The organism is Halomonas sp. AOP22-C1-8 (genome assembly GCF_052378905.1).
Taxonomy (GTDB): Bacteria; Pseudomonadota; Gammaproteobacteria; order Pseudomonadales; family Halomonadaceae; genus Vreelandella; species Vreelandella citrativorans.
This window is the reverse complement of record NZ_JBQSYD010000004.1, coordinates 156,890-167,522: the sequence shown is the minus strand read 5'-3', so window position 1 is coordinate 167,522 and position 10,633 is coordinate 156,890. Positions and strand designations below refer to the sequence as shown.

Here is a 10,633-nt window from a genome sequence, read left to right as displayed (position 1 = left end):
TTCGGTTAACCTCGCTTTGAGCGTATAGGACGTCATCGGCGCGCCATTATCCGAGTGCAACACCGGCGGCTGATGCCAGCATTTCTCACGCAATAATGCACGCTCCATCAGCTGTTTAGCCAAGTCGCCCGATTCCGTCTCATGAACTTCCCAGGCAATGATTTTGCGGCTGTAGATATCCATGATCAGGTAGAGATACCAGTGCTGGCCTCGTACAACGGAGGCGCAATAGCTAATATCCCAGCTCCAAACCTGGTTCGGCCCTGTCGCCGTAAAACTGGTCGGCGCGGGTACTGTGCGGCGTGCTTTCGTACGGCCACGATGATGCTGCTGGTGATGCTTTTTCAAGACCCGATAAAACGACGATTCGGAGGCCAGATAGACGCCGTTGTCTGCCAGTAAGGGCACGATTTGAGACGGCGGCAAGCTCTGATACTCGGGACGATGACACGTGTTCAAAATGGTCTGCTTTTCCTCATGCGTCAGCTGATGCGGCTGCCTCCCTTGTGCCGCCTGTGGACGCTGATCCTCAACAACAGTGCCACACTCAGATCGCCAACGCTTTAGTGTGCGCTCGCTTACATCGATAATATCGGCTGCTTGATAGCGGGAAGCGCCCCCCATAACCGCTTCGTCAAATAGCGCGATAAGCCTTGCACGTTCGTCGAGCGGCGTTAGTCGTCCTCGCCGCTGTCGGGATCTTCGCTGTACAAGGCGTCGAGCTTTTTTGAGAGCACCAGTAACGACGTCGTCTCTGCCACTACCTTGTCTTTGCGTCGCACTTCCGCTTTGAGTTGCTTGATGGTCTTACGGTCTTCTTTACGTTGCTTTTGCGCCGCTTTTTCCTGATCTTCTTGCCGACCAGCGCCTTCGAGGCAAGCCGCTTTCCACTGTTGAATTTGCTCGGGATAAAGGCCTTTTTCGCGGCAGTAAGCGCCAAGCTCCGCCTCTGACAGGGTGGCGGTTTCGATGACCACGGCGAGCTTGGCGTCGGGCGACCATTCGCTGTCGCCTTGGGTGTAACCCGGCACAGGCACTCCTTTTACTCGACACTGTTTTAGCCAACTATACAGCGTCGCGTCAGAGATGCCTTCCTCTGTTGCTACCGATGCCACACTGTGATTATGGGGTGGTAACAACTTCTTCAGGACGGCTGCTTTACGCTCTGCAGAATAACGTGGCACAAGGACTCCATGCCGCTCCCTCTGGATTAGATTTAGGCGATATCACCAACCGGACAACAAGGCTGACAAAGGGGGATAGTGTTCATCCTGCTCAGTGGAAACAACAAGGTGATATTTTTACTATCAATGACCACGGCACCGATTACTACCCAGCGTTTGGGCTTGAGAAGGATGCTGGCTACCGACCGTATCGCGTCATGTCGAAAATCATCGACATCTTCAAAGAGGATAAAGACGGATGGGGAATGGCCTTTTGGTTTCAGTCGATAAACAGCTATCTTGGCGGGCTAAGGCCCCAGGATCTGATAGCTACAGACCCTGATCTCGTTATTGATGCCGCTCTAGATGAGGTGCGAGGAGTCACACATGGATAGTGAGTAGACCAATATGGGGTAGTGGCAATAACAATCGACACGCTTCAAACGAGCAAAAAAGATAATCAGAGCTCCCCCTAAAGGTGACTTAAGTTATTATGAAGAGCTATCCGTGGAAAGGGGCTATGTCATGTGCAATGGGTCGCCCGCTATACCCCCATAGGGCCATGCCTTTACCGGCGTTGATGTTAGTCTGAATATGCTCACGTGGGTTTAATAACCATTATTTGCGAGGCTACTCATGTCAGCATCAGCCATTTCGCCTCAAAAGCATAGGAATAATGGGCGCGACTACCTGATAGCAGAGGTAATCCATGCTTCACTAAAAGCCTGAGAAATTTGACTCCCCATCATGTATGAGTGACGCCAAAAGCAACCTAATTCACGCTCTGCCGATAAAGCGGGAGGAAGCTCCATCACTGCTAAATGATCCGGTAAATGTACATCTCTTACCCAGCCATACGGCAATAATGCATGACCATAACCTGCGGCAACTAAAGCCATTCGATGCTCAACACCAAGGCCATATGTACGAGTCAAGCCGGAGCTTAATAATTTACTTAAGCCTTCAGTAATTAGCGATGGAACAAAATCATCCTCGCTAAGTGGTAGTAATCCAGGCTCACAGAGCATAAGAGGATGGAGTTCAGGCTGAAGTTTATCGGCTCGCACTAGTAAGACAAAGTGTTCCTTGAATAAGCTTGTATATGCCATCCCCTCAGGAACCGACTGTGCTGCACTAATTAGCAAATCAATTTCACGGTTCTGTAAACGCCGTAACAGACCTTGATGCTTGCCACTAACCAACTCGACTTTAGTTTTACCTGAACGGTGAGCACAAATCTGGATAATCCGTAACAAGTTATCCGGTGCCAGTGAGGAAATCACTCCAATACGTAAGGTTTGCCCAAAGGGAAGAGCTAAGCCATCATCACGTAACCCCTCAAGCCGAGTCACGCCTTCTAAAATTACGGCGATTAAGTCTAAAACTTCCTTTCCAAAGGCAGTGGGTGTTATTTTACTCCCCCTTTCAAAAATGGGCTGTCCGAGAATTTCCTCTACTTTTTTTACTTGATAAGACAAGCCCGAGGTCGAAATACCCATGTCTATGGCCGCATAACGAAAACTACGTTTCATTGCGACGGCCTCAACTAAAAGCAAGTCACGCACAGACACTGCTGCTAGCTTGTTCGAAATTACTTCACGCACCGTCATAAACATTTCGATTCCAATTGATGAAACACTGGCTATAATATTTTTAATCAAAATGATAGTCAATCTCATTCTTAATTGGAGAGGTTATGACCTCAATACCCCGTTGCTTTGCCGTGCTAGTAGCGACAACTTTGTTATCAGGTAACTTGTCAGCGCAAGAATTTAACTTTACTGATGTAACCGGACAGGAAATTAAGTTAGAAGCCCCTCCTAGACGTATCATTACTCTGCCCAATCCAGCTGCAGCTACCTTCATCGCAATAGATGGTTCTACCGAGCTGTTAGTGGGTATGAATGAGGGCTCTAAACGAGCCTTTGAGAGCGGTATGATGAGCGTTATGTTTCCTGAAGCTGTTGATATCTCCAGTGACATTTTGTCGGAAAACGGTGGTTGGATGCCCAACGTAGAGGCCATCGCAGAACTTAAACCGGATTTAGTCATCCAGTGGGGTGAGCGCGGCGATGATATCGTAGCTCCACTTCGCAATGCAGGTTTGCCCGTTGCTCTAATGGTAGGCGGTGGCAATGCGGGTACAGAAGAGCTGGCCCGAGCCAATATGAAAATGGTGGCTGATATCACGGGTAATACTGAAAAACTGTCAAAGCTTATTGATTGGCGTGACCGTGTACAAAGTGAAATTACTACTGGTTTAAAACAAGTAGGCTTTCATGCAACACCAAGCATTTTGCATTTGCGCTCTGCCAAATCCAAGTTGACTGCTACTGGTGAGAAAAGTTATCAACAAACCTTCATCGAGCTGGTTGGCGCTAAAAATGTAGCTCAAGGAGCTGGCGTACAAAGCACTGTTAGCGTGGAACAGATTCTTGAATGGAACCCAGATATTATCTTACTTTCCGCAGCAGAGACGGATGCTGGATTAGAAGCGATATACGACGACCCATTACTTTCTCGCTTAAATGCCGCCGTACAAAAACGCGTTTATAAGACACCTCAAGGTGGATATATCTGGGATAGTGCTTCCCATGAAAGCCCCTACACATGGATGTGGCTGGCCAATCTTACTCATCCCGATATTTTCTCTTTTGACCTACGTCACGAATTAAAAGAAGGCTTCAAATTACTTTATAACTTTGACCTATCGGATGAGCAGATAGATCGAATTCTGCGTATTGCTATGAACGGCGACAGTCACGGTTATCAAGTGTTTCGTAAACAATGAACACATATACGCGATCGATTCACTCGTCCTCAGAAATGGTTGAGCCAGTTACCCTGAGCACTTGGCGTGCTAGTCATTGGCCTCTTTTGTCCCTACTGCTTATAGCGACTGTGCTAATCGGGCTATCAGTAGGTCGATACAGCGTAGCGCTAGATGAGATTGTAGCCATCCTATATGCAGCCTTACGAGGTGATAACTCACAGCATATGGATGCGTTGGTGATCTTGAATGTACGCTTGCCGCGCATATTATTGGCAGGAGTATGTGGGGCTGGGCTTGCCATCTGCGGGGTAGCCTTACAAACCTTATTTCGTAACCCTCTCGTTTCACCTAAAGTGCTAGGTTTATCCTCAGGTTCAGCATTAGGAGGATCACTGGCAATTTTGGCTGGAGTAGGGGGGCCGCTACTGATGGGGGCTACGTTTGTATCAGCATTTGCTGCTCTGTTTTTAGTAGTGCTGATTTCAAATATGGCGGGTCGTACTTTGATGACTATTGTGCTTGCTGGAATTGTTATTGATGCTTTATTTGCAGCAGGTATTTCGTTAGTTCAATATGCCGCGGATCCAGAAACGAGTTTACCTGCCATCGTCTTTTGGCTGATGGGAAGCTTTGCAACGGCGAGTTGGGAAAAATTTGCACAAACTGCTCCTATACTCATTGCCAGCATTTACCTACTGAATAGAATGCGCTATCGCATTGCTGTACTCGCTATGGGTGACGACGAAGCTAAGTCGTTTGGCATCCATGTTGCACGCTCCCGGATGATCGTCTTCGCGTTGATTTCTATCATTATCGGCGCCTGCGTAACCGCATCGGGCGTAGTGGGGTGGGTAGGACTCGTAATCCCACACTTTGCTCGTATGTTAGTAGGCGAAGATCACCGCCGGCTCTATTTCACGAGTCTTATGCTGGGTGCCACTTTCATGATTTTGACTGATACGTTGGCTCGTAGTTTAACTGCTGCAGAGATTCCTTTAGGCGTACTCACAGCTCTAGTTGGCGCCCCCGTCTTTGTGTACTTACTATGCACTCGTCGACGTGAAAGGGCTTAATCATGCAAACCGTCTTTACCTCTCATCTCAGTTTAACTGGAGCGTGCGTACGTTTTAGTGAACGTGTGATTTTTCAGGATTTAAGTTTTAACGTACAAAAGGGCGAAACGTTGGCCATTTTGGGCCCAAACGGACGCGGTAAGACTACGTTGCTAAAAGCTCTATTAGGCTCACAACGTTTAGATCAAGGACAACGGCAGGTACCCCACCTCATCGGCTATGTACCTCAATACCAATACGGTAGTGAAAACCATTGTTGCCTCGATGTGGTACTCATGGCACGAGCCGCCTTGCTTCCCATGTTCAGCCTTCCTTCACAGCGGGATCGTAAGCTAGCTCTTGAAGCATTGGAAAAAGTAGGCGGAGGGCATTTTGCTTATCGTTTATATGGCTCTCTATCCGGCGGCGAGCGCCAATTAGTGTTGCTTGCTCGTGCTTTAGCTACTGGTGCTGAGGTACTCATACTTGATGAGCCGGCTTCAGCTTTAGATTTAGCTAATCAGGACTTATTGCTTAACGTCTTATTCGAGTTACGCCGAGTACGTAGCCATTCGGTCGTTTTTACCACTCACCATCCGCAACACGCTCTGCATCTCGCAGACAAAGTACTGCTGATGCACACCAACGATCAGATTAAATTTGGTCCAGCTGATGAGCTGTTAACCGAGTCTGAGTTATCCCGTTTATACAACGTCAGACTACGCCGTCTAATGGTGCAAACGGGAGAACATTTTCAAAGCACAATCTGCCCGGTTTTTGGAATACGTGAACCGGATCAAGATATGCCCATTTCTTATCCTCTAAACAAAGGTAAATACAATGAGTAACGATACAATCTCCTATCTGGAAAATGGACATGAATTTACAGTCCACTTTGATGAGTTATTAAAATACCACGGTGCCGGTTATCCGGGTGGTGTAGCCCACGGGCTAAAAGTTATGCAGCGAGCCTGGCCCTTGCTAGATAATGGTCGTTTGCCTGAACGACGTGAAATTCGCTGTGTCACAGCCTTTGGAGGCCCAGGGGGTAGAGATGCGATTGAGTTTGTTACCCGCGGTCTTACTGAGGGTCGCTACATTGTTGATAACTCAGTAGGGCTCGAAGAAGAAGAGTCCCCCGGTGGTCGTTATTACTTCCGTTTCGAGTACCGTGGCACCGCTGTTGAAATCACCATCCGTCCCGGACACGTACGCCCCGAGTTCATTCAGTTAGCACGCAAGAAAGACCGCTCACCAGAAGAAGAGATCATTTTGGCTGAAATGAAGCTCGAAATGGGAGAACGCTTGTTAGTCCAGCCCGCAGAAGATATTTACAACGCTACCGTATTATCGTAATAAGTCATAGCCATGAGTCAAGAACGTCAAACTTGGCTCGGGCTACTTGCCCGAGCTAACCGAGATTATCTGGAAAATATCTGGGCTACTTACAATCCGGGTGTGCCTATACAAAAACTCGCTGGCCCTGAAACGGGGTTGGTGCAGCTCAATACACAAGCTTGTAAGGCCTCAGTGTCATTTCAGTTTGGTGAGGCTTCTTGTACTCGCTGCGTAATCGCTATTGGGAAAATTCAAGGTTACGCAGTACATTTGGGCTCCGATCTACGCAAAGCGGAGTTAGCGGCCTATCTAGACGCCTTTCTACAAACGGCCCCCTCCCACCAACGTGAGCTGGTGCTGCACCCTATACGCCAACAGTTAGAGCTAAAAAAGGCTGAGAGGGAGCAGCTGACGGCTGCTACTTCTGTACGTTTCTACACCACACAAAAAACTTAGAATCATGAAAATACCTTTACGATCTGAGCACAGACATGACGATGAGTTACATCGGCAGACGCGTACTTATCGGCGACTACTGCATGCCTTTGGTTACCCAATGCGCATACAGCAACTAGAAGAGCGTGCTATTCATTGCATCGTTGACTGCCTTCTAGACAGCCAAACGACGGTAGCTATTGAGGTGGAAAATAAGGAATTAACAAGCCGTATTTTGAATACAGGCGCAACCTTGAGCCAAACTCCCGAATGGGTTTTTGCAGGTTCTCAACGGCATCACTTACAACATATTCCAGCAGGAAGCCGTGAGGCGCCTGAAAGTGGGGCAACCCTTGTCATGGAAATAGCCGCCATATCACCTACAAACGGGGGGCTTGCTATACGAGCCACCGGTGCAGGACTCAACAAACCACACACTTTATATTTTTCAGGGTTACATCAAAATGTAGTCATTGATCATATTGCTTTTCGTGCCGATTACCCGCGTGGAGTGGACCTACTACTATGCGCTGACACGCAGCTGGTTGTATTACCACGTCACTTAACTTTGGAGATCATTTAATGTACGTACCAGTAAAGGGTGGTGAACAAGCAATTGCTGCTTCCCGTATAGCCGTAGAACGGAGTCGCCGAGGCGACGACACAATCCCCGAGATTGAAATTAATCAAATCATGGCACAAATGTCGTTAGCTCTTGATCGGATCATGAGTGAGGGGGGCTTATACGATCGACGTTTTGCTGCTATTGCCTTTAAGCAAGCTCAGGGAGACATTGCCGAAGCGGTATTTCTCGTACGTGCTCATCGCGCGCAATTAGCCAATTTTGGCTCAAGCCAAAACATAGATCTAAAAACAATGCATTACAGTCGCCACATTTCCGCCACGCAAAAAGAGTTGGCTGGAGGGCAAATTTTAGGCGCCACTTACGACTACACCCACCGCTTACTGAATATGGATTTAGAACACTCTCGCCCTCAGTGCGAGTTACCTAAATCAGTGATAACAGCTCCCTCATCGCCCTCTAGCTCTGAGCCACTGTACGCAGATCTTATCCGCACCGAAATATCTAAAGCTCCGATAGACATTACGCGAACTGTTTTGCCTTCTTTACCTGATCCTTGCGAGCGTCTCGCTCATCTCGCTCGTGGCGAAGAAGGCTACTTAACTGGATTAGCTTACGAGAGTTTGCGTAAAGCCTCAACGAGTCATCCCTATGTAGCGCAATTAATGAGAGGGAGCGTTGAAATATTCGTAGAGCTGGAAGACCTCAATTTAACCGTATCCATTGGTGAGGTTGAGTTAACTGCCTGCACTACTGTGGCTCCAAATTTTAGCTCATCTCCACATTTAGAAGCGGGTTTTGGTATTGCTTTTGGAGCTAACGAGCGTAAAGCCGTCGCCATGGCAATCGTAGATCAGCACTTTAAAATTGAGGGTGCTACCAGTGATGCACTCATGCATACCGACGGAGTCGCTGCATCCGGCTATGTCAGCCATTTGAAATTACCTCATTACTCTGACTTTGATGCTGATTTAGCGCGTTTACGCCGAGTTCAGGCTAAGGAGGAAATATGAATTATGCCTACCTTGATCTACCGTCCAAACAAGAAATACGTCGTAAAACCCTAAAAGCACTCTGTCTACCTGGACGTCAAATACCTTTCTCAGCTCCTGAGCTACCCATTGCCTATGGTTGGGGGGTAGGAGGCATGGCTATTACCGCTGCCTTATTAGAACCGAATGACACGTTAAAGGTAGTCGATCATGGTTCGGATGATACCGTTAATGCCCTGAATATCGCGGATTTTTTTACTAAAACGGCAAACATATCAATTACGACAACAAGCTCAAAGGCTACTCTCATTCAAACGCGTCAGCGAGTCCCTGAAAGCCCGTTGCGGGAAGAGCAAATTGTGGTGTACCAAGTTCCTCGACCTGACCCTCTACGTGGATTTATTAATGATGCGGCCGAAGCACTGACACGGCACGCACATCATGATTACGGTGTCGTGTTAAGCGCTCTATTTGAAACATGGTTGCAACAAGATGAGGCGTGCTTAGGATACGACCACCCTGTGATTGTTAATGATGGGGTCTTAATGTCACCGTCGCCTATTCCTGCTATGGATAACCCCCGCATGGCGATGATGCCTGCTATTCAGATTTTTGGCGCCGCACGCGAGCGACGAATTTATGCATTGCCTGCCTATACACCCTTAGCAAACTTAGCTTTTGTTGACCTGCCTGCTAGCCTGAAAAAAGTCGATACAGCATGTTGTATCTGCGGCTCATCTATTCATTATTTGGATAATATTGGTACGTCAAACACCCCCCATTGGGTATGTTCCGACTCCGAAGCATGCAAGGAGCGCGCTCATGTTTAGCTTGCCAGATCCCGTGCTGACAGCACAGGCTATCTCACTTGAAATAGCTGGGCACCGTATTTTGTCGGATTGTCACCTCAAGCTTTATCCTTCCGAGGTTCTCGCTTTAGTCGGCCCCTCAGGTGCTGGAAAATCAAGTCTTCTGAATATACTTGCTGGACGACAGCTATCTAACAACTGTCAGGCTCTTTCCCTTTTAGGCCAGGATTTACTACGTACCAGTCTTTATCAAACTAACCTTTTACGTCGGCGGGCGTGTGGCTATGTGGCTCAGGATGCCAGCACAACCCTAAACCTGAGACAAAGTGCCGCCACTAATATCGTACGTCGTCTTTTTGATTTAGGTGACAACCGTGCGGTTGATGCACTCAAACAAGCACAAAAATGGGGCCAGCGACTTGGTTTATGTCCAGAACGATTACATGAGCCAGTGAAGAACTTTTCGGGAGGGATGCGCCAACGCGTACAAATCGCTGCGGCCATGATCCATCAGCCGAGCATTTTATTTTTAGATGAACCCACTGCTGGTCTCGACTCAGTCGCTCAAGCAGATTTTTTAGATGTGCTCTCTAATTTGAGAAACCAAACACAGACTGCCATGGTGTTTGTGACTCATGACTTACGTCTAGCTCGACTCATTGCTGATCGGGCCATCGTGATGGATCAAGGCCGCATCGTCAGCGAATCCATTATGGATCGTTTGCTTACTGAGCCTGAGCATCTCATCGCCCAAGCTCTTGTTAAGGCAATGATTTAATGAATAAACCAACTGTGATTTTGCAGTATGAAGGCAATGGCATACATCATGGGCCACTTCGCATAACGGCACAAACAGGGCAGATCGTACAGATCTGGGGAGCGTCAGGCTCAGGAAAATCGACTTTGCTCTCACGAATTTGGGGAAGTCGAAGCTTAGGAACGGCACACTTGTGCATACGAACCCACGATCAGCAGTTCACACCAAGCACAATGACACCCGCCCACTTTGCATTTCTACGCTCACGATTAATGTCGTACGTAGGGCAACATCCTACCGTACTACCTCGCGAAAAACTTGTGGATTGGTTTGCTCTAGTCCCCACAAAGACAGTACTCGACGGACTAAGACTGCTGGACCTCTCTCCTAGCTTACTCTCTCGCTATGCCTGTGATGTCTCTGGTGGTGAACTACAGCGTTTTATGTTGCTTCACGCTTATTTTTCTTCTCCTCCAATCTTACTTTTAGATGAGCCCTGTACAGGATTGGATCCAGAGCGTAGTCATCAGGTGAGCACGCTTTTATTACAGGCTAAAGCCGCTCAGAAACTGGTTATTTACACCAGTCATACGAGTGCCAGTTGGGTGGATCAGTCAATCTCTTTAGACGGTTAAACCGTCTACATTTAATTTAACCTGGAAAAGTACTCATAATGAAAAAAATTTTATTGGGATCTGCGTTGAGTGTAGGTTGCCTAAACTTCGTTCATG

At 47.8% G+C, this 10,633-nt stretch carries 14 protein-coding genes and 1 pseudogene; 11 read left to right on the top strand and 4 right to left on the bottom strand.

The annotated features are described in order from the left end of the window. From ACT3TY_RS03960 to ACT3TY_RS03950, 3 genes and pseudogenes are all read right to left on the bottom strand, one after another. Window positions 1–408, bottom strand: a 408-nt coding sequence (locus ACT3TY_RS03960; protein ID WP_444627402.1) for a transposase, incomplete at its 3' end; no start/stop codon positions are given. Between the two features lie 153 nt (window positions 409–561). Beyond that, window positions 562–654: pseudogene (locus ACT3TY_RS03955) on the bottom strand (hypothetical protein); the annotation flags it as partial. Window positions 655–674: 20 nt separating this feature from the next. Continuing rightward, complete coding sequence (locus tag ACT3TY_RS03950) at window positions 675–1,184, bottom strand: transposase (RefSeq protein ID WP_193092728.1); 510 nt, start codon at window positions 1,182–1,184, stop codon at window positions 675–677. On the opposite strand from ACT3TY_RS03950, the gene ACT3TY_RS03945 reads away from it, so the two are divergent. Continuing rightward, window positions 1,178–1,558, top strand: coding sequence for a hypothetical protein (locus ACT3TY_RS03945; protein WP_226938656.1), 381 nt, complete (start codon window positions 1,178–1,180; stop codon window positions 1,556–1,558). The genes ACT3TY_RS03950 and ACT3TY_RS03945 overlap by 7 nt on opposite strands. A gap of 291 nt (window positions 1,559–1,849) precedes the next feature. Here the strand turns inward: ACT3TY_RS03945 and ACT3TY_RS03940 are convergent, their stop codons facing one another. Then, window positions 1,850–2,836 carry a LysR family transcriptional regulator gene (locus ACT3TY_RS03940; protein WP_225734538.1) on the bottom strand — a complete coding sequence of 329 codons (987 nt, stop codon included), beginning with the start codon at window positions 2,834–2,836 and terminating at the stop codon, window positions 1,850–1,852. Window positions 2,837–2,859: 23 nt separating this feature from the next. Here ACT3TY_RS03940 and ACT3TY_RS03935 point away from each other — a divergent pair, with 23 nt between their 5' ends. Genes ACT3TY_RS03935 through ACT3TY_RS03890 form a run of 10 tightly spaced genes read left to right on the top strand, consistent with a single transcriptional unit; the run spans window position 2,860 to window position 10,537 of the window. After that, window positions 2,860–3,954 (top strand): ABC transporter substrate-binding protein, encoded by a 1,095-nt coding sequence (locus ACT3TY_RS03935; protein WP_096277102.1) that lies wholly within the window; start codon window positions 2,860–2,862, stop codon window positions 3,952–3,954. Next, window positions 3,951–5,009, top strand: a complete 1,059-nt coding sequence (locus tag ACT3TY_RS03930) for a FecCD family ABC transporter permease (RefSeq protein ID WP_096277100.1) — start codon at window positions 3,951–3,953, stop codon at window positions 5,007–5,009. Before ACT3TY_RS03935 ends, ACT3TY_RS03930 begins: the two co-directional genes overlap by 4 nt. 2 nt (window positions 5,010–5,011) lie before the next feature. After that, on the top strand, window positions 5,012–5,836 hold the full coding sequence (locus ACT3TY_RS03925) for an ABC transporter ATP-binding protein (RefSeq protein ID WP_016239116.1): 825 nt from the start codon (window positions 5,012–5,014) through the stop codon (window positions 5,834–5,836). Then, the gene (locus ACT3TY_RS03920; protein WP_019282989.1) at window positions 5,829–6,344 is read left to right on the top strand and encodes a hypothetical protein; all 516 of its coding nucleotides are present in this window, start codon (window positions 5,829–5,831) and stop codon (window positions 6,342–6,344) included. Before ACT3TY_RS03925 ends, ACT3TY_RS03920 begins: the two co-directional genes overlap by 8 nt. A gap of 12 nt (window positions 6,345–6,356) precedes the next feature. Further along, on the top strand, window positions 6,357–6,782 hold the full coding sequence (gene phnG, locus ACT3TY_RS03915) for a phosphonate C-P lyase system protein PhnG (protein WP_081194694.1): 426 nt from the start codon (window positions 6,357–6,359) through the stop codon (window positions 6,780–6,782). Between the two features lie 4 nt (window positions 6,783–6,786). Then, the gene (gene phnH / locus ACT3TY_RS03910) at window positions 6,787–7,344 is read left to right on the top strand and encodes a phosphonate C-P lyase system protein PhnH (RefSeq protein WP_048766753.1); all 558 of its coding nucleotides are present in this window, start codon (window positions 6,787–6,789) and stop codon (window positions 7,342–7,344) included. Beyond that, window positions 7,344–8,357 carry a carbon-phosphorus lyase complex subunit PhnI gene (locus tag ACT3TY_RS03905; RefSeq protein ID WP_016239120.1) on the top strand — a complete coding sequence of 338 codons (1,014 nt, stop codon included), beginning with the start codon at window positions 7,344–7,346 and terminating at the stop codon, window positions 8,355–8,357. Before phnH ends, ACT3TY_RS03905 begins: the two co-directional genes overlap by 1 nt. Continuing rightward, window positions 8,354–9,166: an alpha-D-ribose 1-methylphosphonate 5-phosphate C-P-lyase PhnJ gene (locus ACT3TY_RS03900; protein WP_048766754.1), complete on the top strand. Its 813-nt coding sequence runs from the start codon at window positions 8,354–8,356 to the stop codon at window positions 9,164–9,166. The genes ACT3TY_RS03905 and ACT3TY_RS03900 overlap by 4 nt, the downstream gene beginning before the upstream one ends. Continuing rightward, a complete protein-coding gene (locus tag ACT3TY_RS03895) occupies window positions 9,159–9,923 on the top strand; it encodes an ATP-binding cassette domain-containing protein (protein WP_016239122.1) in 765 nt (254 codons plus the stop codon). The genes ACT3TY_RS03900 and ACT3TY_RS03895 overlap by 8 nt, the downstream gene beginning before the upstream one ends. Beyond that, on the top strand, window positions 9,923–10,537 hold the full coding sequence (locus ACT3TY_RS03890; RefSeq protein ID WP_016239123.1) for an ATP-binding cassette domain-containing protein: 615 nt from the start codon (window positions 9,923–9,925) through the stop codon (window positions 10,535–10,537). The genes ACT3TY_RS03895 and ACT3TY_RS03890 overlap by 1 nt, the downstream gene beginning before the upstream one ends. The last annotated feature ends 96 nt before the right edge of the window (window positions 10,538–10,633 follow it).